Source organism: Streptomyces flavochromogenes, assembly GCF_000717595.1.
Classification (GTDB): domain Bacteria; phylum Actinomycetota; class Actinomycetes; order Streptomycetales; family Streptomycetaceae; genus Streptomyces; species Streptomyces flavochromogenes.
This window is the reverse complement of sequence record NZ_JNZO01000037.1, coordinates 41,541-66,781: the sequence shown is the minus strand read 5'-3', so window position 1 is coordinate 66,781 and position 25,241 is coordinate 41,541. Positions and strand designations below refer to the sequence as shown.

Here is a 25,241-nt window from a genome sequence, read left to right as displayed (position 1 = left end):
CTTGGCAAGGCCTCGGGCCACTGGTGGAGGATGCGCGAGTCGCCACTCGCGTGGGGACGTCACCGCCGCCGGTGGCTGACCGATGGCTGGGGCATCCGGTGCGGCCTCCGTCTCGGCCTGGGCGGCCTTGCCGGCCTTCAGCGCGACTGCATCCGCTGTTACGGCTCCGGCCCGCAGAGCCGCGGCCAAGGCGGCGACGACACGCTCGTGCGCCATGTGATGCCCGGCGCAGCACCTCGATCAACGCCCGGGTGCCGTCGCTCACTGCCGGCCCGTCATCTCCCCGCCGGAGACGGCCGCCATCGTGCGCCCCCGAGGCGTACGAGCGCGTCATCCAATTCGGGTCGGATCGTCGCGTCGCCCGGGTCCGCGGTGGGGCAGTCGAGGCCACAGGGCCACCCAGCCCGTGCTGTCGACACGGATCCCCGGCCGGGGAGTGGCTTCGGCAGTGAGGTGCAGGTGAAGCATGACGGTGCCGTCGTCATGCTTGCCGTGCGGCGGTTCGAACAGGCGCGGTGCGACGTCCGCGACCTCCCGCCACTCGAAGCGGAGCGCCCGCCTACCGACGCGAACTCGATCCGGTTCTCGTCCACGCGTAACTCGGCGCGCCGCCAGGTGAGGGGCGGTAGCAGAAGGTCGATGGCGGGGGGGGAAGCGCCACGAAGAAGCCCACGGTCTGCAAGGCATCAGGGTCCTGCCAGCCGTCCTCAAGGGTGATGATGCCGATCCACAACAGCGCGATCGTCCACATCCCCACGTACATAGCCGGCTGCCCTCTGGTGCTCCGCAGCCCGACGTAGCCGGGGATGCGTACGGACTCTGGGGTGCTGGTCGCCGCGGGCAGCGGGCGGACCGGCCAGGGCACGCGGGTGCGGGCGCGCCGCCGACGCGCCGGTACTCCGCCTCGCTGATGTGCAGCGAAGCCCGCCTGAATCTGGGCGTGGCGGAACTGGTAGACGCCGCCGACCTGTCGGCAGCAGGCCCACCCGGCGCGCGTCCTCCAGGAATGCCATGGTCGCCCATGGCAACCTCCCCATAGCCGCGAGAGTCACCTTCGCGAGCAGCCACTACGTCCAGGGGCTGCTCGCCACGATCACGCCGCGGCCGCCCCCGCGGTCCGGAGATCCTTCGTCCAGGCCGTCGAGAACCGGAAGTATCCGCCGGTCGCGCACCAGTTCGCGGATCCGGGCTCGGTCGAGATCCCTGCTCAGGCCGCCGTATTCCTCATGGATACGGCGCGCGAGCCAGACGTCGACATGTTCCTTGCTCGCGTCCCAGGAGGAAACCAGTAGCGGTACGGGGACGGGCCTCGTCACATCGTGCAGGCTCAGCTGACCAGCAGAATCCACCTTGCAGTTGAGCAGGGACAGAGGCCTCTGTCGATCGTGATCACTGCCGGACAGCCACGTGACGCGCCGCAGTTCGGGCCGGTTGTGGAAGCGATCCAGGTGCCCCGGCTGGGGCGCGGGCGCCCCCGACAGTGGCCGGGCCGAGTCCGCGCGGACAAGGCGCACGACTCCCGCAAGAACCGCGCCTACCTGCGCAGACGCGGCATCAGCCACCATTCCGGTCCCGGCGGACCGCGTCCGAAATCGTAAGAACCTCGACTCTCGCGGAGGCCGGCCGCCGAAGTTCGACAAGACCGATGACCGCGAACGCCACGCCGTCGAGTTCATGATCAACCGCCTCAAACGCCATCGCGCGGTGGCCACGCACTGACAAACTCGCCGTCCGCTACGAGGCGACCGTGCTGGTCGCAATCATCGACGAGTGACTGTGACCAGCCCGGCTGCGCCACCTGCCTACAGAGTGATCCAGTAACGGCGCTTGACGCCCGCGTCGGTGGTGCGGACATCCTCCAGGACGCCACCGTTGCGCTCGATGCTGCGTGCCGATCCGACGTTGTCGTCGTCGCAGGTGACGAGGACCCGATCCAAGCCGAGCGCGCGGGCCTCAGGCAGAACCGCACCGAGGGCCCACGTGGCCAAGCCGCGCCTTCGGGCGGAGGGACGGATGCTGTAGCCGATGTGCCCGCCGACATCGAGCAGAAGGGCGTTCAGGTAGTGCCGTAGATCGATGGCTCCCAGATAGCTGTCGCCCTCGACGATCCACCAATGGGTGGCGTGAACGCGCCCTTCTCCCACGGCAACCGACTTGTCCGACTGCTGCTTCAGTTGCTCGACCCACGCCGAGAAAGACTGGGGGCTGGCGAGGTCGGCGTCCGGCGCGAGACGCAAGCCGGTGCCGTCCTGGTGGGCACCTGGAGGCCACTCGTCGCGCGCCGCGAGCCATGAGGAACGGAGTTGGCCTGTGGGTGTGATCAGTTCGGGCATGCCGGCGACGCTAACACTCGTCCGAACCATCTGATCAGGCATTTTTGGCTTACCCGAGTTCACAACTGCGCGCACATCACGCCCACATGGCGCCTGACCATTCAGGACCAGGATCGACTCTCGCAACAGGCCCAAGCTTGATCTTTAACGTCCGGGCCGTTGGTCAGCCGCTGAATGAGGTCGAGGTGATCTCAGGCCGCGTGGGACCATCTCGGCATGCGCCTGGTAGCTGACGGAGCCACGCCGACCTCGCGGTTGGTACTGGTAAAGGAAATCGAAACCGACGATGGGTATGTCTTCGAGCCGGCAAGCCCGCTCTTCCGGGCCGCTGGTGACCGAATCGCTTTCGAAGACGGCAGACTTGTCGTCGTGCGGACCGGTGGAGGGCCGCTGTCGCCGGCAGGTGACTGGTCCACTCGTTGCGGGCCCGGATCTCTGCGCCGCCGGTAGAAGCTGTTCCTCGAACGGTGCGTCGTAATTGATCACTCGGCTCGGTATCCGCCGTATACGGAAGCGGCCTTCGTCTGAACATGTGCTCCGACCAAGGAACACACATTCAGCGCGAAAGGCCGTGAGGAGGAGCCTGCTGCATCGTGATGCCCGCCGAGAGGCGTTGGTGGAACTGTCACGCTTCCGGGGCGAGTTCCACTCCTGTCTCACCGCTCGTTCGGATGCTCTGTTCGAGCTGGCGCACGCGGTTCTCGGCGGTGCGGGGCCGGTGAAATCGCCAGCCGAGCTGTCGCTGGCGGGCGAACACCGCCGCGGTCACGGAGGCCTCTACGCCGCGCTCACCCAGGGCCGGATCGACACGGACCGGATGCGACGAGCCCTGGCCGCGGTGCCGCTGCCGCGGGCCGCAGACTGCCGGCTGGTCCTGGCCGTCGACGTCACCTGCCGGCTGCGGCCGGACGCCCACACCTCACCGGAGCGGATCCGGTGTCACACCTACGGCCGGGCCAAGGACCAGCACATCCCAGTCCCCGGCTGGCCCTACTCGATCATCTGCGCGCTGGAACCCGGCCGCAGCTCGTGGACCGCGCCGCCGGACGCCCGGCGTCTGGCACCCGGGGACGACACCGCCCCTGTCACCGCCCGGCAGCTGCGTGACCTGGTCGAGCGGCTGATCACCGCAGGTCAGAGGCAGACCGGCGACCCGGACATCCTCGTCATCGCGGACGCCGGATACGACGCACCCCGCCTCGCCTTCCTTCTGAAGGATCTGCCGGTGCAGGTGCTGGCCCGGATGCGCTCGGACCGTGTCCTGCGCCGGCCGGCGCCGCCGCGGGAGCTTCGCACCAGGGGCCGCCCGCCCCGGCACGGCGGCGAGTCCGTCTTCGGGCAACCCGATACCTGGGGCACCCCGGACACCAGAACCGTCACCGACACACGCCTCTACGGCACCGCCACCGCACGGCCCTGGGACCGTCTCCACCTCAAGCTCACCCACCGCTCATCCTGGGCCGCAGCCGACGGCACCCTCCCCATCATCGAGGAGACCGTGATCCGCCTGGACATCGATCACCTGCCCAGCGGAGCCACCCCGAAGCCGGTCTGGCCGTGGTGGTCGGGCACCGACGCAGACGCAGCGGACACCAACCGGCTCTGGCAGGCATACCTGCGCCACTTCGACATCGAGCACACCTTCCGCCTGTTCAAGCAGACCCTCGGCTGGACCTGCCCGAAGATCCGCACCCCGAGGCGGCCGACCACTGGACCTGGCTGGTCCTCGCCGCCTCCACCCAAATGCGACTGGCCCGGCCACTGGCGGCCGACCGGCGCCGTCCCTGGGAAAGGCGGCCCGTTCCCCCGGACAGACTGACGCCCGCCCGCGTCCGCCGCGAATTTCGGCACATCCGCCCGACAGCCGCCTGCCCGGCTCGGGCACCGAAACCCACCCGCCCCGGACCCGGACGACCACCCGGCCGAAAGAACACCCGACCCACCCACGCCACGACGTCCACACACCCCGCAAGACGGGCACCGTCACGTCCCGGAACAAGAAGTCGACGACCCTCGACCACGCCGCACAGGTTAAAGATCAAGCTGGATCAGTCGTCGACCTTGTCCTTGTTGGGGAAGCCAGCCGTATCTCACCGTGCTGGAAGACCTCGACGGCTTCACCCTCGACCGGCTCCCGCAGCGTACGGGCCAGGCCCACCGCTTCGTCGTGGGCGCGGTCCATCAACGATGCGCCTTCGTCGAGGTCCAGACGGGAGTCCAGGCAGGACGCGTTCCCGGACCACCCATGGGCTGGGAGGCGTTCACACCTTGCCCTGCATGAGGCTGCTCGCGGACGCGGTCGTGGATGGTCGAAGGACGCGTCAGCTGGCCCGAAGACCGACCGCCAGCGTCAGTTCAAGGACCCGGTGCGGCGATGCGAGATCCGGAAACAGCTCCCGCAGCTGCGACATCCGGTACCGGACCGTCTGGGGATGGACGAACAACGCCGCCGCCACTTCGTCCCGCCTGCCCTGGTACAGCAGCCACGCCCGCAACGTCTCTTCCAGTCGCCGCGCGGTCGCTACAGGCAGGGTCCGCAGCGGTGCGAGGGCTCGGGCACGCAGGTCTGCGAACGCGTCCATGTCGGCACTCAGCACCAGCTCGGGCAGGTGGTCCTCGGTGTCGCGAATATCAGAGGAGAGGGAGCGCGCGCGTACGGCTCGTGCGTACGAGGCGGATGCACGAGTCCATGGCCGGGCCGGGCCGATCACGGCGGTGCGGTCGGTTAGCTGCCGCACGAGATGTGATCGGTCGGCATCGGGGACGAGCAGGACACCGGTGGCGTCCGGCAGGTCGTCGAGGACGAGGGTGCTCGGGTCGAGCGCGCGGTAGGCCGGCCGGGCCTGGACGGCGGGCAGCAGGACCGCGGTCAGCGAAAGCGGAGGATGCCACCCGGCCCGTTGAACAGAGGCCAGCAGCACGTCCGGGCTGGCGCCGGCGAGGAGGTCGCGGGCCAGGTGTTCCAGGTGGCGCTCGTGGGCCCTGCCACGGGCGGCCAGTTCGTCTGCGTGGCCGGCGGCGCTCGCGGCGGAGAGCTCGTCGATGTAGGCGAAGGTCAGCTCGGCGAACTTGGCGACCTCGGCGGCGGGCAGACCTGCGGGTACGGCACCCGCTGCCAGGCATCGCCAGGCCACGCGGGCGCCGACGCGGTATGCGCTGAGCAGGGCGTCCATCGAACGGCCGGAGCGCACCTCGCCGCGGCCCAGCTCGTAGGCTGCGTCACCGGCGTCGCCGCCTGTGGCGTTCCCGCTCGCGAGGTCCAGGTAGTGCCCCAGGGCGGTGCGGACGGCGCGGCGGATGGTGGCGCCCATGCGGCCCGAAAGGGCGTTGGCGTAGGGAGGGACCTCGTCGATGATCGCTTGGACGACTTCGTCGGCGGTGGTCTTCAGCGCGGCCCTCAGTGCGGTGACCGTCGTCTCGTCCAGGGCCAGTCCGCTGGCCCTCCGAATTGCATGGCTCACGTTTTGTTCCCTGCGAACAATTTCACTGATCAGATTCACGTCCTCCGGTCAGGACTTTACCCCCTGAGGCGCAGCAAGCTGGAGTCATGACGAGTGCAGCCCTCCGCAGCAGGGCGTGGAAACTGCTGGAGATGGTCACGACGCCGCTCCTGCCGTCGGACTACCTCGACCTGATCAGCCCGCTGCGTGCGGGCGCTGACCTGCGCGGGCGCATCGAGGCCGTGCAGCCCGAGACGGGTGACGCTGCAACTGTCGTGATCAGGCCGGGACGGGGCTGGCGCGGCCACACAGCCGGTCAGTACATGCGGATCGGGGTCGACGTCGACGGGGTGCGCCTGTGGCGTGCCTACTCCGTCACCTCGCCGACGAACCGCCAGGACGGCCGCGTCACGATCACCGTGAAGGCGATCCCGGACGGCAAGGTCAGCAACTACCTGGTCCGCAGGGCCAAACCGGGCACGCTGATCCAGCTCGACCAGCCGACCGGTGACTTCGTGCTGCCGCAGGCCAAGCCCGCCAAGGTGCTGTTCCTGACGGCCGGCAGTGGCATCACGCCCGTGATGGGCATGCTGCGCGACATCGAGTTCGACGACGTCGTCATGGTCCACTGCGCGCCACAGCCGCAAGACGTGATCTTCCGCAACGAACTGCACGACCTGGTCGCGGACAGGAAGCTGCGGCTCACGGAGGTCCACACCGACACAGACGGCATGCTCGACATCGCCCGTCTCGACGAGATCGTGCCCGACTGGGCCGACCGCGAGGCCTGGGCTTGCGGGCCCGCGGGCCTGCTCGACGCCGCCGAAGGACACTGGAGCGTGCATGGCGTGCCAGAGCGCCTGCATACCGAACGCTTCCGCCCCGGCATCGTCGTCGCCGGTGGCGACGGCGGTGAGGTCACGTTCAGCGCCACCGGCAGGACCGTCGACGCGGACGGTGCCACGCCGTTGCTGGACGTCGGCGAGGAGGCCGGCGTGCTCATGCCCTCCGGGTGCCGCATGGGCATCTGCTTCGGCTGCGTCACGCCGCTCAAGGCGGGCGCCGTCCGGGACCTGCGCACCGGCGAGATCACCGAGGCCGAGCCGGGCGTCCTCATCCAGACCTGCGTGTCCGCCGCGGCGGGCCCCTGCGACATCGAACGGTAGGAGCACCTTGACCGCCATCGACCCCACCGCCCACCTGACCGCGGAGCAGATCGAGGAGCTTGGCCGCGAGCTGGACGCGATCCGCGACGAGGTGATCGCCGGCCGCGGCGAGAAGGACGCCGCCTACATCCGTAGGGTCATCTCGGCGCAGCGCAAGCTCGAGCTGGTCAGCAGGGGCGTGTTGCTGTTCTCGATCTTTCCGCCCGCGTGGCTGCTCGGCACCGCCGGTCTGTCCGTGGCGAAGATCATGGACAACATGGAGATCGGTCACAACGTCCTGCACGGCCAGTGGGACTGGATGCGAGATCCGAAGATTCACTCCACCACCTGGGAGTGGGATCACGTCTCGCCGTCCGAGCAGTGGAAGCACTCGCACAACGAGCTGCACCACACGTACACCAATGTGATCGGCAAGGACAACGACCTCGGCTACGGCATCATGCGTGTCGACGAGGACCAGAAGTGGCACCCGTTCCACCTCGGCCAGCCGCTGTGGAACTTCATCAACGCCTGCTTCTTCGAGTACGGCATCGCAGCGTACGACCTGGAGCTCGGCAAGAACCTGCACAAGCGCCGCCGCAAGAACCCGGAGTTCCGCGCGCGGGCCAAGGCCGTGGGCCGCAAGATCCGCAAGCAGGTGCTCAAGGACTACGTGATCCACCCACTGCTGTCGGGCCCGTCGTTCCTCACCACGCTCGCCGCCACGTTCACCGCGAATCTGGTCCGCAACGTCTGGTCCCACTCGGTGATCATGTGCGGGCACTTCCCCGAGGGCGTGCAGGTCTTCGAGCGCCGGTCGATCAAGGGCGAGACGCGCGGCCAGTGGTACCTGCGCCAGATGATGGGTTCGGCGAACATCAGCGGCGGCAGGGCCATGCACTTCATGACCGGCAACCTGTCGCACCAGATCGAGCACCACCTGTTCCCCGACCTGCCGAGCAACCGGTACGCCGAGGTCGCAGTGAAGGTGCGCGCGCTGTTCGAGAAGTACGAGCTGGAGTACGTCACCGGCCCGCTGCCCAAGCAGGTGTTCTCCGCGTGGCACAAGGTCTTCCGGCTCTCTCTGCCGAACAAGAAGCCCAAGATCAAGACGCCGGACAGGGAGCAGGAATCCGTCGCGGCTTGATTCCCGGTATGGGTTCAGACCTTTCGGCCGTACCGCGCCACCACCGTCATGGTTCTCAGACGCGCCACGCGACAGCCCCGCCCGCCGCGGGAGCGCGCGGCCGGCATACGCGCGGGAGCCCATCACCGCATACCCGCTCTGGAGGATTCGGTCACCCTGCCTGCGATGACTGTCTGTTCTGTCGTGCCTCAAGTCGTGAACGAGCGCTCTTGAAGCCACCCACGAGTTACGTGCTCCCTGATCGGGCCAGGAGTCCGAGGCCAGGACGTGCAGGAAAGCACGGAGGCCCTGCTCCTCTTCGGAATGAACCTGAAGGAACGGGGCCTCGGGGGCAGGCTCAGCTGCCCATGGGGCGGGAAGGGTCAGGCCAGGTTGATGTTCTCGGCCTGGGGGCCCTTCTGGCCCTGGGTGACGTCGAACGTGACGGTCTGGCCTTCCTGGAGCTCACGGAAGCCCGAGGAGTTGATCGCCGAGTAGTGAGCGAAGACGTCCGGGCCGCCGCCGTCCTGGGCGATGAAGCCGAAGCCCTTCTCCGCGTTGAACCACTTCACAGTTCCGGTAGCCATATCCATGCCTTCCAGTCGATGAACGCCTCCCGCACCCTGCGGAAGACGGAGGTGATCGCCCTGGTTCCTGCGGCACAGCACAGCAAAGCGCCCACGCCGAAGGCATGGGCAATGGGAACTTCCGAACCACGACAGCTAACAGGGACGGTACACGCCCGCACAGCCTGTCACCACAGGAAACGAGTACACGTCGCGCGCCTTGGGCCGGCGCGGGCAGGCCCGCCGAGAAGCGGCAGGCGCGCCCCAGGTCAAGCCGCGGCCGTGGGATTCGTTGCCTCGCCGCCGCGATGGTGTTCAACGTTGATGCGCTGGGCCTCCTCGAGCTGGTCCGCGAGAACGACGATGCGGCCACAGCCGATCGGGGCGCCCTGGTCGACGAGCTCGCGGGCGCGGGTGCGAATGTCGGCGTCGGCTTGCTGCGCGGTCTCGACGACACCAAGAACGGCTTCCACGTCACCCTCATCGGCCGCCGGCTCATCGCGCTGCCCCCGCCTGGATCTTCGGCCGCCTCACCGGCCTCGACACCACCGACGTCTGGCTCGGCCTCCTCACCGGCCTCGTGGCCACGGCCCTGCTCCTCCTGCGTCGCCACCACCGCAGCCTCACGGCCCGCGAGGCCGCCACCCCGGCGCAGAGGGAAGCAGAAGCGACAGTCGGCCGACAAAGCGTGCCCGGGCCCGGTCGGGGCCGTTTCCGGAACGGACGGACGGGCTGCGGTGCGGAGTGGACGGCTTCAGGGAAGCCCGGCTCGTCCAACAGCGCGTCGAAAAGCTCTTCCACGGAAGCCTCCTGTGCGCGCAGCAGCTCCAAGATCCGAGGCTGCTGCGCCGCAGCTTGGGCACCGGCTGCGGGCCCGCCTGAGCGCACCATCGGCGTCGGCCGGCACCTCCGCATCGAACTCTGCGCGCTTGTGTCCGAGCTCAATTCGGGGCAGGTGTCGCCCAGGTGCGTCAGGCGAGGGCGATGCCGCGGCGCGCAGGACGGCAAGATTGGGCACACGGGCTCTGCCGCACCTTCACGTCTCTCAGGCGGCCGGGCCGGCTCGCTACTACCACTCGGGGTGTACGTCGTGGCTGTCGTAGCGGGATCCTGTCTCGGTGATCCAGGGACGGAAGCGGCCGGGTCCGGAGCTTTCGTGGGCGTAGGCCACCGGTTCTTCGGTGTCGTCGGTGACGACGACGGCTCCGGCCTTCTGCGCGCAGCGCAGGGCGTGTGTCCAGTGCCGGCCGCGATGGCCGGTGCGGTAGTCGGGGGTCTTGCACTGAGTCATCGGGTTCTCACCGCCGTGACGCTTCACCTTCCCGCCCGCACAGACGGAGCAGGAGTCCGTTTAGTTCCGAACATGCGTGAATACCCGATTTATGAAACTTTGAACATCTGAGTTTCGTCAGCTCTCGGGCGGGCCCGCCGCCCCAGCCAATGCGCAGCCGGAGAAGCGATGCCCTCAAGCGTCTCGGTCCTCCTCTACAGCAGCAACACCCGCACCCGGGACCAGGTCCGCCTGGCCGCTGGACGCCGCCCCGCGTCCGATGTTCCGCCGGTCGCGTTCATCGAATGCGCGACGCTCCCCGCGGTCCTGCTGGCATTGGAAACAAGTCGTATCGACGCGTGCGTGCTGGACGGCGAGGCCGTCCCCATCGGCGGCATGGGTGTGTGCTGGCAGATCAAGAACGAGGTCTTCCGCTGCCCGCCGGTCCTGCTGCTGATCGGACGGCCGCAAGACGCCTGGCTGGCCACATGGAGCCACGCCGACGCCGTGATCACCCTGCCCGTGGAACCGGTGGAACTCTCCACGGCTCTAGCCGCACTGCTCCGCACGCCACGCTAGCTGTTGCCGTCGCGGCGATTGAGTTGGTCGCGGTGAGGTGCGAGCTGACAGGTCGGCCGGCCGGGGAGGAGCCATGGTTCGCCGCGGTTGGTGCGGGTGAGGGCAACCCGGTGTGGGGTGCTTCCGCCAGCTGGTGGAGAAGCCTTGATGATGCCGCGGCTGGTGGTCCAGGACAGAAAGTCGCGGATCGCATAGGTGCGAGTGTTGCCCGCGTCCAGCCAGCGCTCGAGGCCGTCTTGCCGAAGTCCGCCCAGGTCGAGGCTGTGCTCGTCCAGGCAGACGAGGAACTCCAGAGCCACCAGGACACGGGTACGGGGAAACGAGCCCGGCTCCGCCGGGCGGCGTCGCTGGGCGGCGCGTCGTCGGGCTCGCCGTAGCAGGTGCCAGTGCGCGGAGGGACGGACCAGTTGGACGTGGCCTGCGGGACGATCAGCCAGGACCGTGTCCAGCCGGACACGGATGCGGTCGAGCTCCTCATGTCGCTCTGGGAGGGCTCCGAGGTGCACGTGCCGGCGTACAGGGTGACGGCACCACCTCGTACGGATGAAAGCGCACCGTTTCGGTGGGGTGATGGGGTGGGGGCCGCGTGGCTGCTTTCCGCGGTTCGGGGTGGCAGCAGGGCGGCTGACGGTGGTCTTGGATCCGCAGCGCTGACTGGAGTTGAGGCGGTTCCGATCGCTGTACAAGTCCGGTGCAATGAGCCTGCGGGAGATCACGAAGGTGACCGGGCTGAACCGCCGGCCGGTCGACAAGTACCTCCAGGACCTCGCTTCGGTCGCGCCGCCGAGGGAGAAGTAGCGGGTCAGCAACCTCGACGGGTGGTGAGCCAGATCGCGCCGCTGATCGACGCATGCTCAGGTCCGAGATCCTGCTCAAGGGAAGAGTGATCCACGAGCGCCTGGCCCAGGACTACGGAGCCACGATCAACTACCAGCAGGTGAAGCTCTATCTTCAGGAGTCCCGACCCCCTCAGATCGCGGAGGGGCTGGGCATCAGCCCGGGCGCAGTGGCGGGTCTGCACCGACGGGTCTGCACCGGCGGTTCGAGGACGTTCCGGGTGCTCAGGCCCAGGTGGACTGGGTGATATGGGTAGACGGGACACAGGCCCCCGACGTCCGTCTGACCGCAGCGATCGGCTGGCTCTGCCTCACCGGACGAACCCGCCCCCGAGGACCTCCACCAGACCATCGGCACCTTCACCACCGACGAACGCGCGCACGCCATGGACGCCCTGCCCTGGAGGACCGCCGCCGCCGGATCCGATGAACCGGGACTCCTGCGCTGCGTTCGCCGCATGCCCACCCGACGAGCCCGAACCGTGCGACCACCCCTGCACCTCCTCACTCTGAGCGACAAGCGACCGGTCTCGGTCCTCGGCCATGCAGCTCGTGCTTGTGCCGAAGAGTCATCCACCGGTGTCGGGTACGGTGCACGGCCACCATCGGTGTCGCTCAGCACCGGATCCGTCCAATGGGCACGGGAGCTGTCCGGCCGTATCAGGGTCGTGCTCAGTGGCAGCCGCCGCCGGCGGCCACAGTGCCTTGAGCGCGGAAAACGCTCAGTCCTACGGGGGTAACGTCGTGATCATGAACCTGCACCTGCACGGCGACGCCATACCCGAGGGACTATCCCGGCGCGCGCGGTCCTTCGTCGCGAGCCACGGTGTCAGGGCGGACGCCACGCCCCTGGAGCCGTACCGAGAGCGGTGGCTCGCGCTGGGAGTGCCTGGGGAGGTCATCGACCGGGCAGTGGCGTACCAGGAGCGCTGGGGCGGCCTGGTCCTCCCTCCGGCGCCGGTGTACGAGTGCGGTCCCCGCTACCTCTACGCCGATGTGCCCGAGCCCTCCCACGGGGGCGGGTGGTGGTTCGTGGGCGGCGAACCGCGGGCGTCGGTCGCCTTCTCCTTCATGATCGGCCCGAACGGCGAGTTCGGCCTGTGGGGCGACACGTGGGCTCCGCTGCACGCATCTGTCGAGGGCTGGGTGGAATCGCTTGCGCTCACCCACCACGCCTCCCAGTGGGCCAAGCAGGTCACCAGACTGCACGGCGACGAGGTCGAGGGCCTCTCGCTGGACGACTTCGAGCCGGTGGAAGAGGTACAGGGCATCGTCGACACATGGTGGCGGGGCTCGGACTCGCTGGTGGCGCTGCACAACGGCGAGGCGGAATGCCTCTCCGGCCGCGTGCGCCGCGTGGCACTTGTGTACTCGGGGCTCGACAAGTGGGGCCTGCACGGGCAGTGAGCCCCGAGGGGCGCGCGTTTTTGAGCTGCCGTCGAGCCCTCGTCCTTCAGGAAGCCCGATCGGACCCTGCGGCTCTCCGGGACCGGGAGTCCTTCTGATCGGACAAGGCCGGCCCGACGAACCCCACGGTCGCCGAGGAGCGAGCCGCGAAGTCAGCAAGTCCAGAAAGATCAGGATCAGCGCGTGGGTGAGGACACATCTCTTTGAGCCAACCTTCTGACGTGCGCCGCAGGTTGAGCATTGGAGTCGTCCCACCGAGCCAAGTCCGGCGCTCAGTCACACCTGGTCACCACCCGGGAGGGACGGCCCCGGACGTACGAGGAACTCGCCCACCCCCACACCCTCGGGGTCACGGGCATCACGACCCTGCGCCGCCGCCTGATCCGCTTCTCCGGCGAGTACGGCGTGGTCACCCGCATCGGTATCGCCGACACCTGGGCCACCGCCGCGACCGCCTCCGCCCAGCCGGCCGGTGATGACAGCGCCCCCGGTTACCACCGTCAGGGACATCTGATTGCTCTGCCCGGACTCCACCAGCGTGGCGACGTCATCACCGGCCGGCCGTCTTCGACATGAGAGCCGAACCTATTCACGGGTCACCCTGTCGCCTCAACCGGTCGTCCCACTCGGCGAGAAGGGCCGTCACCGTCTTCCCACCAGAGAAGCACGCCGCGTGACCAAGGTCGCTATGACGGCCGGCCTGCCAGGGGCCGGCCGAAGCTCCGGTGGCGCGGTCGAGGTCGAGGTGCTCATGCGGGGGACGGTTCAGAAAGAGGCGGTCCTGCGCCGTGACTGCTGGAGTTCGGCTCTGCCGAAGAGGAGGGCGTAGCCGGAGGGGAGTTGGTTGATGATGCGGTCGAGGAGTTCGGGTCCTGCGAGTTGGGATACGGCGGCGAGGACGGCGCCGACGTTCCAGCGGGCGCCGGCGGGCGTGCTGCCGGTGCGCTCGGCAAGGTCCTTGACGAACTCCCATCCGGTGAGGGGTGTGACGGCGGGGACCTGGGCGGTGAGCACGAGGGCGGCCTCGACGGGGAGGCGTGCGGCGAGGTCGACGCGTTCGTCGCCGACGAGCTGTCGTCCCAGCGCGGCGAGTACGTGGTGGACGGCTTCGTCGGCGCGTTCGAGGGTGGGGTAGGCGCCTTCGTAGCGCACACGCTCGAGCATCCGGGAGTAGGGCGCCTCGGTGGTGATGCCGCCGTGGGCGGGTGTTGTCGCGGTCTCGGTCTGAAGAGTCATGCCGGTGGAGATCGCCGTTCTCTTCGGGCCCGGCCCGTGGGACCGGGGGAGCGAACACGTTGAGGGGCTGCCGGCTCACCGTGGGTGGAGCGGCCGGCCGAAGAGGAGGTCGTAGCCGGGTGGGAGCTGTAGGAGTATCTGGGCGGTCAGTTCCTCGCCGGCCGCGTCGGCGGCGACGCTGAGGACGGCGCTGACGTCCCAGGCCGCTGTCCGTTCAGTGGCTCCTTCGATCCAGGCGGCCGTCGCGCGTACGAAGCGCTCTGGTGAGAGAGGCTCGGTGGCCTGGAGCGGGTTGAGGAGCACCAGGGCAAAGGTCTCCGGCAGTCGGGCGGCCAGTGCGGCCCGCACGTCACCGACCAGATGGGCGCCGAGCAGCGCCAGCACGGTGCGGGCGGCGCGTTCGGCCTCCTGCGGCGAGCTGTAGTCGCCGCGCTCTTGGACCTTGTCGAGGAATGTCTGCCAGCGCAGTCTCATCACGACCCCCTGTCGCATACGTGGATGCGGGGAGCGGAGGACGGAGGAGGGGGAAAGGCTTCCGCCCTCCGCTCCCGGTCTTTCCTACGGTTCAGCCGCTGATCTGCTTGCGGTCGTCACCCCGGCCGATCGTGATCTTGCGGGGCTTGGCGCGCTCGGCGATCGGGATGCGCAGCGTGAGCACGCCCGCCTCGTAGTCGGCCGTGATCTTCTCGGTGTCGAGGGTGTCGGCCAGCATCAGCTGCCGGGAGAAGACGCCGAGGGGACGCTCGGACAGCTCCATCTGGACGTCGTCGGCCTTCGCGACGGGGCGGCGCTCGGCCTTGACCGTCAGCATGTTCCGCTCGACGTCGATGTCGATCGCGTCCAGCGCGACGCCGGGCAGGTCGAGGGCGATGACGTAGACGTCACCCTCACGGTAGGCGTCCATCGGTACCGCGGAAGGCCGTGACCAGGTGCCGGTCGCACCCAGCATCTGCTGGGTGAGGCGGTCGAGCTCGCGGAACGGGTCAGTGCGCATCAACATCGCGAAACACCTCCAGTGGGATCAGGCAGTGACTGCCAATGCGCTGCATCTGCCTCCGTTGTAACATGTCATCCGAACGACGACAAGTGAGATGTCAACGAATGGACGACACGACGAAGAGGGCGTGATGCTGTGACAGGAGCCGACCGACCGATCACCTTCCCCGCAGCCCTCGCCGCCCTGGCCGCGATCGACGAAGCCGTACGGGCAGCAAGGTCCGCGACCACCCCCGACACGCCACCTCACGACTCCCCGGAGGAAGCACTCGCCGCCCTCCTCCTCCTGCGTGGGCTGCGCGAACAGCTCGCCGCATGGGAACCCCGATTCATCGAGGCCGCCCGCGACGCCGGCGCGAGCTGGGCCGATCTCGCCCACCCTCTCGGCGTCACCAGCCGCCAAGCCGCCGAACGCCGCTACCTCCGCGTACGCCCCGGCAACCCCGGAACCACCGGAGAACAACGCGTCCAGACCACCCGTGACCGCCGCGCCGCCGACCGCACCGTCACGTCCTGGGCCCGCTCAAGCGCCGCCGATCTGCGCCAACTCGCCGGACAGATCACCGCCCTCGACACCCTGCCCCCAGACACGCGGGCCGACCTCTCCGCAGCGCTCGCCCACAGCGACCCCACCCAGCTCCTCGAACCACTCGCACGCACCCATCCCCACCTCACCCCCCGCCCCGACCTGGCCAAGCGCGTCGCCGACCTGACCCGCCGCACCGAAGACCTCCGTGACGAAAGCGACCAACGCCGCTCCCACCCACCACATCCCTGACCCGGGACGAGTCTGCGGACCCGGCACGCGCCTCAACCGGGTCACGGGCCCATGCCGCTGCCGGGACAGCGCACGCACGCGAGATCGCTTGGTCCCGCCCAGGACGGCATGCTGATCGCCTTCGGCCAGGCCTGAGCACCCTGCTTGCGGGAAGGCCGTCCAGACCGCCACTGCCCGACTTCTGACCGGGGCCCGAAGGCGTACGCGGTCCGGCCGGGAGTCCGGGCACGGCTCGCCCGGCTGCTGTCGAACCTGCTGGACAACGCAGCCAAGTCCAGCCCGCCGGGCACCCCGGTCGAGGTACGGCCGGGACCACCGCCCCCCTCGGACCGACCAGACCCCCGTTGCCGGATCGTTACCACATGGGCTGCCCTTGTCCAGAAAGCCTGTACGAACAACCCGGCTCGCAATCTACCGTTCGGTAATACAGGGGGCGGGGGTCGTCGGATGACCCGTGCTTCGGGGATGTCCGGCGGTACGGGGGCTCTTTGATGACTGTCCAGCGCGTGGTCCGAGGCCGGACGGGCGTGACCGTCATCCTGGCCATGGTGCTCACCATGACCGGGCTGACATCCCCCGAGTTACTCCGCAGCGCCACCGCGACGGTGCCGGACGCCGGGTCGGCGGTCACCGGGCCGGAGGGGCCGGAGGGGACGTCGTTCAACCCGAACCAGATCAAGGACATCAAGGCGGCCGACCCCGGCTCCGGGGTGAACCTGATCCGGGCACCCTCGGCGAACAACAACGGTGACGCGCGGTTGTCGTACCCGCTGGAGGTGCCGAAGGGTCGCGCGGGTCTGGAGCCGAGTCTGGCCGTCACCTACAACTCCTCGGGGACGAACGGGTGGCTCGGCGTCGGGTGGGACCTCGCCACCCCGATGGTCACGGTCGACACACGGTGGGGGGTGCCGCGCTACGACGCCGGCCTTGAGACCGAGACCTACCTGCTCAACGGCGAGCAGCTGACCCCGGTAGCGCACCGGAGCGTGTTACAGGCGCGCACTTCGGAGAAGGTGTTCCACTCCCGGGTGGAGGGCTCGTTCGACCGGATCGTGCGCCACGGCGACAGCCCCACGAACTACTGGTGGGAGGTCACCGACAAGCAGGGTGTCCGCACGCTCTTCGGCGGTACGGCTGACAGCACCCTGGCCGACGGCAAGGGGCGCGTCGCCACCTGGGCGGCGCGGGAGATCCGCGACGGCAACGACAACGTCATGCGCTACCGGTACGCCAAGGTGGCCGACGGCGGCACCGCGGGCTCCACCGTTGCCGGCAGCGACCTGTACCCGCAGAAGATCACCTACACCGGCCGCGGTGACACCGACGGCAGGTACTCGGTCACGTTCATCCGGGACCGCGAGCGCGGCGAGTCCCGTCGGCCGGACGTGCGGATCGACGCCAAGTACGGCTTCAAGAAAGTCACCGCCGACCTGCTGAGGCGCGTCGAGGTCAAGCTCGACGACCAGCTGATCCGTGCCTACGAACTGAACTACCGGACCGGCGCGTTCGCCAAGACGCTGCTCACCTCGGTGTCGCAGTTCAGCGAGAACAACCAGCTGTTCAACACCCACACGTTCGACTACTTCGACGACGTGCGCGACCAGTCGGGCCACTACAACGCCTTCGCCGACGCCACGGGTTGGTCGGTACCGGACGACGACCTCGGGGTGAACATCCGCGAAGGCGAGGCCAGCGCGATCTCGGCGAACACGTCGGTCGGCTTCGGCGCGCACCTGTTCGCGGGCTACAACGTGCAGGGGCTGACGACCAAGGAGGGTTCCGTCGGGCTGAAGGTCGGGTTCAGCGCGGGCCAGAACGACGGCCTGTCGGCGCTGGTCGACGTGAACGGCGACAACCTGCCGGACAAGGTGTTCCGCAAGAACAAGGACGTGTTCTACCGGCCGAATCTGGCCACCCCAGACGGTGAGCCGAAGTTCGGCGACACACCGATCAAGCTCACCAACCTCCCGGGAATCTCGACCGAGCGCACGCTGTCCGGCACCATCGGCATCGAGTCGTACGTCCTCACCACCTCGGCCCAACTGGACTTCGTGGGCACCACGACCACCTCGGACCGGTTCTTCAGCGACGTCAACGGCGACGGCATCGCCGACCTGGTGAACAACGGCGGCGTGCTGTTCGGCTACCTCGACGCGAACGGGCAACCCGCCTACAGCGCGGAATCCACCCGCACCCCGGTGCCGATCGGCAGCGGCGAGGTGACCGGCCAGATCGTCGGCGACCAGACCGCGCAGTTCAACCAGCAGGTCGACAACTCGCCTCTCCTGGACACCGTGCGCCGCTGGGTCGCGCCGTTCGACGGCAACGTCCGTGTGGAAGGCAGCGTGCAGCTGACACAGGACCCCTCTCAGGCCCGCGCGGCCTACACCAAGGCCGACGGCGTGCGGGTCACCATCCAGCACAAGGACGCCGAACTCTGGGCGCAGCGGATCGGCCCCGACGACCACAGCCAGTTCACTCCGGGCAATGTCGCTTCGATCCCGGTGAAGAAGGGCGACGCGCTCTACTTCCGCACACAGTCCATTCTGGACGGCACGTACGACACTGTGGCGTGGGACCCGGCGATCACCTACACCAACCTGCCGGCCGGCACGGACGCGAACGGCTTGGCGAACACCGTGTTCCGCGCGTCGTCCGACTTCACCTACGGCGGGAGGCCGTCCCTGGTGACCGTGCCGGTGAACGGCACACTGCGGCTGACCGGTGACGTGGTCAAGTCCAAGGCGACCTCGGACGACGTGACCGTCGTGATCGAGAAGGGCAACGGCGTCCACTCCCCCACGGAGGTGTTCCGCAAGGTCCTGCCCGCCGCGTCGACGGGCACCACCGCGATCGACCTCAGCATTCCGGTCACCACGTTCGAGAAGATGTCGTGGAGGCTGAAGACCGACTCCCCGATCGACGCCTCTGCGGTGAGCTGGGCGCCGAAGGCGCACTACACGGCCGCGCAGGGGGTCGAGTCGGTTGTCGACGCCAAGGGCGATCCCACGCTGGTGATCAACCCGCCGTACGACATGGCGATGTTCCCGGCGGACACCCTCACTGCGCCGCAGCAGTCCTACAAGGCGACCAAGACCGGCCAGTTGAAGGTGCGGCCGAAGGTCTCCTTCAACTTCAATCTCCTCGGTGACGCCAAGATCGCCTTGACGGTGAAGAAGCGCGGCGGGCAGCTGCTCGGCAAGCGGATCTTCCAGGCCAAGGACACCTCCCCCTTCGGTGGCCCGAACCTGGACCTGACCGTGCCGGTCACCGCCGGCGACGAGCTCTACATCGACTACTCCACGACGGAGACCGGACTGCTCGGACTGCTCGTCGAGCAATCCGCGTCGGTCACCTACGACGTGACCTCGAGCTGGCCGACCTTCACCCCGGCACCCAGCGCCATGCACGCCTCCGTCGGACAGGGAGCCTTCGCCCAGCCCTACCGCGGCTGGGGTGTGATCGGCTACCAAGGCAACCGCGACCGCGCCACCCAACCGCTCAAGCAGGCCGAACTCACGCTGGACCAGAGCTTCAAGGACGCGCTTCCGAAGGAGCCCAAGGAAGCGGACGTCGCGCCTTTCGCCGCGAATCCCCGGCTCACCATGCCGCGGCTGGCAGTGTTCGCCCCCGTTCCCGCCAAGGGCGGCTGGGCCGCTCAGGACGAGTCCTCCTGGGTCACCTCCGCGATGGCGACCAGTTCCCGTCTCGGCGCAGACACCATCGACATCGTCACCGACGCCGACGTGGCGGGCGACCGGACGGTGATGCGCCGCGGCGTCACCGGCCAGGTGTCGGCCACCCTCGCGGCGGGCCCGTTCGGCGGCACCGCGGTCGGCGGGATCACCGCGGGTTCCGTCGACTACCTCGACCTCAACGGCGACGGCTACCCCGACGTCGTGGGCGCCAAAGAGATCCAGTTCTCCGACATGACAGGCGCGCTCGGCACCACGCGAGGCTCTCTCGGCGGCAACGTCCGCGAGGCGGACAACGTCTCTGGCAACGTGTCGTACTCCGCGGGCAGCGAGTCCGCCACCATTGCCAGCGCACGGGGCATGGCCGCGCCCGACGCGGGCATGAGCGCCAACACCGCCACCACCGGCGCGGTCCAGCCGTCGCTCGGCATCGGCGGCAGCCTCGGCGGCGGTGAGACCGACGTCCGCGTCGACCTGATCGACATCAACGGGGACGGGCTGCCGGACAAGGTGTTCGGCAACGGGGACGCGCAGCTGAACCTCGGCTACTCCTTCGCCGCCCGCGAACCCTGGTCGGGCGGACCGATCAACGACGCCTCCACCCGCAACGTCGGCGTCAACCTCGGGTTCAACGTCGACCGCTACGGCTTCGCCGGCGGTGTCTCCGCCGAGCTGGGAACCTCGTTCACCAACGCGAGCATGACGGACGTCAACGGCGACGGCCTCACCGACCGGGTCTTCACCGACGGAGCCAACGCGATCAAGGTCGCGGTCAACACCGGCACCGGCTTCACCGCGCCCACCCCCTTCCGCGGCAGCTACCCCGAGATCGCCGTGGACAAGAACGCCAGTCTCGGCGGGGGCGTCTACTTCACCGTCGGCCTGCCCACTCCCGTCGGCGTCTTCGTCTTCAACCCCGGTGCCAACGCGTCCACCGGCATCAGCCGGGCCGAGACCAGCCTGCGCGACGTCAATGGCGACGGCCGTGCGGACCACGTCAAGTCGACCCGGGACAATGAACTCCTCGTCGCGGTCAACAAGACCGGTCGGACCAACCTGCTGCGCTCCGTCAGCCGGCCGATGGGCGCCCGTATCGACCTGGACTACACCCGGACGGGAAACACCACCGCCATGCCGGAGAGCCGCTGGGTGCTGTCCCGCACCTCGGTGTTCGACGGGCTCGCGGGTGACGGCACCGACACGCGGCTGACCACCTTCCGCTACGAGCAGGGCCGCTACGACCGACTGGAGCGCGAGTTCCTCGGCTTCGGCCGCGTGGTCACCGAGGACCGCGACCCCGGTACGGACGACGCCGTCCGGCGCACGGTGACCGACGAGTTCCGCACCGACGGATACGTGAGTCGCGGCCTGCTCACCCGTACGCTGACCGAGGACGGCGCCGGCCGCCCGTACCGCGAGACACTCAACACCTACCGGCTGCTCGACACCTCCACGGGCGACGAAGCCGACCCGAAGAGCCGGACCGCCTCTGTCTTCGCGCAGCTCACCCGCGTCGAGGGCAAGTCCTTCGAAGGCGAGGCCGCAGAGGGTAAGTCCACCTTCACCGACCTTTCCTACGACGAGTACGGCAACGTCACCCGCGCCTTCGACGTGGGCGACGAGGGCGCAGCGGACGACGTGGAAACCCTCTACGCGTACAGCGGGTCCGACACCCGGTGCCGGGACCGTCACCTCGTCGGCACCGCCAACGCGATACGGCAGAAGGCCGCGGCCACCGGCATACTCCTGCGCCACCGCGAAGCCACCGTCGACTGCGCGACCGGCGCAGTGAGCCAGGTACGCGAGTACCTCGACGACGACACCCCGGCCGTCTCCGACCTGACGTACCACCCGGACGGCAACCTGAAGTCGGTGACCGGTCCTGCGAACGCGAAGGGGCAGCGCTACAAACTGGAGTACGGCTACGACATCACGGTCGGCGTACACGTCGAGTCCGTCGAGGACAGCTTCGGCTACCGCTCCTTCACGGCGTACGACCTCAAGTACGGCCGGCCCGAGCGGAACACCGACCACAACGGCCAGCCAGTCCGGATGTCCTACGACAGCGTCGGCCGACTCGAGAAGGTGACCGGGCCTTATGAGAAGGACGGCGACCGGGCAACGATCGCCTTCGGCTACCACCCCGAGGCCACCGTCCCGTACGCCACGACCAAGCACCTCGACCGTGCCTCCTCAGGCGTACGCGACGACACCATCGACACCGTCACCTTCACCGACGGCCTGGGGCGTGTCCTGCAGACCAAGAAGGACGCCTCGGTGTCCGCCTCGCCCGGGGCCGCGCCCACCCAGGTGATGACGGTCTCGGGCCGGCTGAAGTTCGACCACCTCGGCCGCGCCGTCGAGAAGTACTACCCGGTGACCGAGGACAAGGGAGCCGCGAACACCACGTTCGACGCCTCATTCGACTCCGTGGCACCCACGAAGGAGACCTTCGACGTCCTGGACCGCTCGGTGAGGACCGTGCAACCGGACGGCGTCACTACCAGCACCGTCTACGGCTTCGGCGAGGACCGGGCGGGCACGACCCGCTTCGAGCGGACGGTGACCGACGGCAACGGCAAGGAGCGCCGTACCTACACCGACGTCCGAGGCGCCACCACCTCGGTGAAGGAGTTCAACGGCTCCTCGCAGATCTGGACCAGCTACGCGTACGACGCCATGGGTCAGGTCACGACGATCACCGACGACCTGAACAACGTCACGCGCGCGGGCTACGACGCACTCGGACGCCGCGTTTCGTTCGACAGCCCGGACGCTGGGCGCTCCGAGACCCGCTACGACCTCGCCGGGAACGTCACGGCGAAGATCACCGCGAACCTTCGGGCAGCGGCGAAGGCCGTCGAGTACGACTACGAGTACTCGCGGCTGAAGGCCATCCGCTACCCGACGTTCCCGCAGAACGACGTCTCCTACGAGTACGGAGCCCCCGGCGCGCCGGACAACGCGGCCTCGCGCGTCACCGAGGTCAACGACGCGGCGGGAACTGTGAAGCGCGCCTATGGGCCACTGGGCGAGGTGGTCGAGGAGACCCGCACGATCACCGCGGTCCGCGACGCTCCGCGCACCTACTCCACCTCCTGGCGCTACGACGCTTTCAACCGTGTGCTGCAGATGACCTATCCCGACGGCGAGGTCTTGACCTACGACTACGACTCGGGTGGCCAAGTCAGCCGGGCCACCGGATCGAAGGGCGGCACCGGCTACACGTACCTGGACCGGGTCGACTACGACAAGTTCGGTCAGAAGATTCTCCAGCAGACCGGCAATGGGGTCCGCACGACGTACACCTACGACACCGAGGACCGCCGACTCGGAGCGCTGAAGTCCGTGGCGCCGGGCGAGACCGCGTTCCAGAACCTGGGCTACACGTACGACAAGATCGGCAACATCACCTCGCTGGCGAACAACGCGCCGCAGGGCGGGGACATCGGCGGCCCGAGCAGCCAGACCTACGGATACGACGACCAGTACCGGCTCACCTCCGCGTCCGGCCAGTACACGGACAAGAACAACGCGGTCAACAAGTACACCCTGAGCCTGGTCTACGACTCGATCCACAACACGACGCGCAAGTCGCAGACCCACGAGGTCACCGGTGGCACGCCGGCCTTCCCGACCTCCCCGGGCGGCGGAACCGGGCCCATCGAACCGGTCGAGGACCCGTCCAACCCGAACGACGTCCAGGACAGCACCACCTACGACTACACGTACGCATACGACGGAGCCAGGCCGCATGCCCCGACCGAAGTCGGTCCGATCGACCATGCCTACGACGCCAACGGCAATCTGACGAGCACGATCAACACGGCCGTCGCCGACAAGCGCCGGCAGTACGTGTGGGACGAGGAGAATCGCCTCGTCTGCAACCAGGACACAGCGACCGGCACCCTCACACAGGACCCGAGCGGCTGTGCCGGTGCCACCGTCTCGTACGTCTACGACGACAAGGGCGACCGCCTCGTCAAACGGAGCGATGACGGACTCTCGCTGTACCCGAACCGCTACTACAGCGAACGCGACACCACCGGCTACAAGCACGTCTTCGTCGGCGACAGCCGCGTCACGACCAAGACCGTCGAGACCACCGGCCCCGAGGACTCTCAGCAGTTCTTCCACGCCGACCACATCGGCTCCTCCGGCTTTGTCACCGACAAGCAGGGCAAGGTCACCGAGCACCTCGAGTACTTCCCGTACGGCGAAACCTGGGTGGAAGAACGGACAGGACAGGCGGACACGCCCTACCAGTTCACCGGCAAGGAACTCGACGTGGAGACCGGGCTCTACTACTACGGAGCCCGCTACTACAACCCGCGGACCCAGCTCTGGGCGAGTACCGACCCGGTGCTGCCCGACTATCTCGATGGGAGCATGGCCGGCGGCATCGCCGAGCCGCGCAACCTCGCCGCCTACACCTACACCCACAACAACCCGGTCAAGCTCACCGACCCGACCGGCAAGTGGCCGAAGATGCCGTCCTGGAAGACGATCGGCCACACCACCCTCGACGTCGTCGGCATGGTCCCGGTCGTCGGCGAGGTCGGCGACCTGGCCAACGCGGGCTGGTACGCAGCGGAAGGCGACTACGTCAACGCCGGCCTCTCCGCCGCCTCGGCCATCCCGGGCGCGGGCTACGCGGCGAACGCAGCCAAGTACGGCAACAAGGCACTCGACGCCGCCCAGGCCGCCAAGACCGCCAACAACGCCGCCGATGCGGCGACCACGGCCAAAGCAGCCGACACCGCACCCGTACCGAAAGCAGCGGACAGCCCGCCCGCACCAAAACCGGCCGACAGCGGACCCGCCCCCAAAGCCGCCGACAACGGATCGAGCGGCTGCGGCACCGGCAACAGTTTCACGCCGGACACCATGGTCATGATGGCCGACGGCAACCACAAGGCCATCGAACAGGTACGCGTCGGAGACAGCGTCACCGCCACCGACCCGGTGACCGGCGAAACCGGGCCGCGCACAGTCACCGCGCTGATCACCGGTGAGGGCGAGAAGAAGCTGGTCGAGATCACCGTCACCAACCCCGGCGGAAATCCGGGCAAGGTCGTCGCGACGGACAATCACCCGTTCTGGGCGCCCGAACTCGGCAAGTGGCTCTACGCCAAGGAAATCGTCCCCGGAATGCTGCTGCAGACCGGTAACGGCTCCTACACGCAGGTGGGCGCCGTGCGCGCGTGGACCCAGCACAAGCGGGTCCACAACCTCACAGTCGATGACCTGCACACGTACTATGTGCTGGCGGGGACTGCGCCGGTCCTCGTGCACAACTGCAAGGAGTCGATGGACTTCGTGCATGGGACGAGTTCATCTCATGCCGACAACATCGAGACCAACGGGTTGAGCGGTGCGGCGGCTCGGGAGAATTCTGCCGGCGGATCCGTGGGACAGCCGGGAAATCTGTTCACATACCAGGTGAGCCCCGGCGACTCGGACACCCTCAGCGCTGCGGCAACGTTTGGCGGGAGCCGCACGGCTCCCGGCGATCGTCCATCCATCCTGATCTTCAACATGTGTAAGTGCACCTACGAAAGTCTGCTCACGGAAGGGCATATAACCACTCGCGTCACCGACGAGGTAAGCGGGAGAGTCGAGCACATCTTTGGTCCAGAGGCCATGAAGCACTTGGAGCAGATTTACCGCAGAGATTTTTGATCGCCGTAGAGCACTGACTCCGATTGGTGGTGATGTGAATGACTGATCCCGTCGAATACGATAAGGACATGCCTCGCGTCGAAGAGCACCTGGAGAAGTTTCAGAGAGCCGTTGCGGATGTGCGCCGAACCCACACGGGTCACCCTCTGAAT

General features: G+C 68.3%; 18 protein-coding genes and 2 pseudogenes. 10 read left to right on the top strand and 10 right to left on the bottom strand.

The genetic code is table 11. The features are described from left to right. Positions 1-1,067: 1,067 nt before the first annotated feature. Positions 1,068-1,316, bottom strand: a complete 249-nt coding sequence (locus IF00_RS44295; RefSeq protein WP_078944975.1) for a hypothetical protein — start codon at positions 1,314-1,316, stop codon at positions 1,068-1,070. A gap of 3 nt (positions 1,317-1,319) precedes the next feature. Here IF00_RS44295 and IF00_RS47285 point away from each other — a divergent pair, with 3 nt between their 5' ends. Then, entirely contained in the window at positions 1,320-1,598 is a 279-nt protein-coding gene (locus tag IF00_RS47285; RefSeq protein ID WP_342451065.1) for a transposase, read from the top strand. A gap of 204 nt (positions 1,599-1,802) precedes the next feature. On the opposite strand, the gene IF00_RS0135020 is transcribed toward IF00_RS47285, so the two are convergent. Next, positions 1,803-2,333 carry a GNAT family N-acetyltransferase gene (locus tag IF00_RS0135020; protein WP_030325194.1) on the bottom strand — a complete coding sequence of 177 codons (531 nt, stop codon included), beginning with the start codon at positions 2,331-2,333 and terminating at the stop codon, positions 1,803-1,805. Between the two features lie 586 nt (positions 2,334-2,919). Here IF00_RS0135020 and IF00_RS41780 point away from each other — a divergent pair. Continuing rightward, positions 2,920-4,368 (top strand): annotated as a pseudogene (locus IF00_RS41780) (NF041680 family putative transposase). Between the two features lie 286 nt (positions 4,369-4,654). Here the strand turns inward: IF00_RS41780 and IF00_RS0135010 are convergent. Further along, positions 4,655-5,794, bottom strand: a complete 1,140-nt coding sequence (locus tag IF00_RS0135010; protein ID WP_030325192.1) for a PucR family transcriptional regulator — start codon at positions 5,792-5,794, stop codon at positions 4,655-4,657. Positions 5,795-5,880: 86 nt separating this feature from the next. Between IF00_RS0135010 and IF00_RS0135005 the strand changes: the two genes are divergently transcribed. Continuing rightward, the gene (locus tag IF00_RS0135005) at positions 5,881-6,939 is read left to right on the top strand and encodes a ferredoxin reductase (RefSeq protein WP_030325190.1); all 1,059 of its coding nucleotides are present in this window, start codon (positions 5,881-5,883) and stop codon (positions 6,937-6,939) included. Positions 6,940-6,946: 7 nt separating this feature from the next. Next, positions 6,947-8,065, top strand: coding sequence for a fatty acid desaturase family protein (locus IF00_RS0135000; protein ID WP_030325188.1), 1,119 nt, complete (start codon positions 6,947-6,949; stop codon positions 8,063-8,065). A 362-nt stretch (positions 8,066-8,427) separates the two neighbouring features. Here the strand turns inward: IF00_RS0135000 and IF00_RS0134995 are convergent, their stop codons facing one another. From IF00_RS0134995 to IF00_RS0134980, 3 genes and pseudogenes are all read right to left on the bottom strand, one after another. Further along, a complete protein-coding gene (locus tag IF00_RS0134995; protein WP_030325187.1) occupies positions 8,428-8,631 on the bottom strand; it encodes a cold-shock protein in 204 nt (67 codons plus the stop codon). Between the two features lie 248 nt (positions 8,632-8,879). Further along, positions 8,880-9,032 (bottom strand): annotated as a pseudogene (locus IF00_RS0134990) (MerR family transcriptional regulator); the annotation flags it as partial. Positions 9,033-9,679: 647 nt separating this feature from the next. Continuing rightward, a complete protein-coding gene (locus tag IF00_RS0134980; RefSeq protein ID WP_030325183.1) occupies positions 9,680-9,901 on the bottom strand; it encodes a hypothetical protein in 222 nt (73 codons plus the stop codon). A 168-nt stretch (positions 9,902-10,069) separates the two neighbouring features. Between IF00_RS0134980 and IF00_RS0134975 the strand changes: the two genes are divergently transcribed. Further along, the gene (locus IF00_RS0134975; protein ID WP_030325181.1) at positions 10,070-10,459 is read left to right on the top strand and encodes a response regulator transcription factor; all 390 of its coding nucleotides are present in this window, start codon (positions 10,070-10,072) and stop codon (positions 10,457-10,459) included. Here IF00_RS0134975 and IF00_RS45855 read toward each other — a convergent pair. Beyond that, the gene (locus IF00_RS45855) at positions 10,456-10,758 is read right to left on the bottom strand and encodes a hypothetical protein (protein WP_158710556.1); all 303 of its coding nucleotides are present in this window, start codon (positions 10,756-10,758) and stop codon (positions 10,456-10,458) included. The two genes, IF00_RS0134975 and IF00_RS45855, sit on opposite strands and share 4 nt — an antisense overlap. 551 nt (positions 10,759-11,309) lie before the next feature. Between IF00_RS45855 and IF00_RS47890 the strand changes: the two genes are divergently transcribed. The 3 genes from IF00_RS47890 (at position 11,310) to IF00_RS45850 (ending at position 13,278) form a co-directional block, all read left to right on the top strand. Further along, positions 11,310-11,543 carry a hypothetical protein gene (locus IF00_RS47890; RefSeq protein WP_063740710.1) on the top strand — a complete coding sequence of 78 codons (234 nt, stop codon included), beginning with the start codon at positions 11,310-11,312 and terminating at the stop codon, positions 11,541-11,543. A gap of 502 nt (positions 11,544-12,045) precedes the next feature. Next, entirely contained in the window at positions 12,046-12,702 is a 657-nt protein-coding gene (locus tag IF00_RS0134965; RefSeq protein ID WP_030325179.1) for a hypothetical protein, read from the top strand. A gap of 240 nt (positions 12,703-12,942) precedes the next feature. Further along, positions 12,943-13,278: a hypothetical protein gene (locus IF00_RS45850; protein ID WP_030325177.1), complete on the top strand. Its 336-nt coding sequence runs from the start codon at positions 12,943-12,945 to the stop codon at positions 13,276-13,278. 189 nt (positions 13,279-13,467) lie between these two features. Here IF00_RS45850 and IF00_RS0134955 read toward each other — a convergent pair whose 3' ends face one another. The 3 genes from IF00_RS0134955 to IF00_RS0134945 form a co-directional block, all read right to left on the bottom strand. Further along, positions 13,468-13,938, bottom strand: a complete 471-nt coding sequence (locus IF00_RS0134955; protein ID WP_078944973.1) for a DUF2267 domain-containing protein — start codon at positions 13,936-13,938, stop codon at positions 13,468-13,470. 75 nt (positions 13,939-14,013) lie between these two features. Next, positions 14,014-14,412: a DUF2267 domain-containing protein gene (locus IF00_RS0134950; protein ID WP_030325172.1), complete on the bottom strand. Its 399-nt coding sequence runs from the start codon at positions 14,410-14,412 to the stop codon at positions 14,014-14,016. 91 nt (positions 14,413-14,503) lie between these two features. Further along, positions 14,504-14,938, bottom strand: a complete 435-nt coding sequence (locus tag IF00_RS0134945; protein WP_030325171.1) for an Hsp20/alpha crystallin family protein — start codon at positions 14,936-14,938, stop codon at positions 14,504-14,506. A 132-nt stretch (positions 14,939-15,070) separates the two neighbouring features. Here IF00_RS0134945 and IF00_RS0134940 point away from each other — a divergent pair, with 132 nt between their 5' ends. Both IF00_RS0134940 and IF00_RS0134935 read left to right on the top strand, forming a co-directional pair. Next, the gene (locus IF00_RS0134940; RefSeq protein ID WP_030325170.1) at positions 15,071-15,712 is read left to right on the top strand and encodes a hypothetical protein; all 642 of its coding nucleotides are present in this window, start codon (positions 15,071-15,073) and stop codon (positions 15,710-15,712) included. 491 nt (positions 15,713-16,203) lie between these two features. Then, positions 16,204-25,089 (top strand): SpvB/TcaC N-terminal domain-containing protein, encoded by an 8,886-nt coding sequence (locus IF00_RS0134935; protein ID WP_245234715.1) that lies wholly within the window; start codon positions 16,204-16,206, stop codon positions 25,087-25,089. Positions 25,090-25,241: the final 152 nt, after the last annotated feature.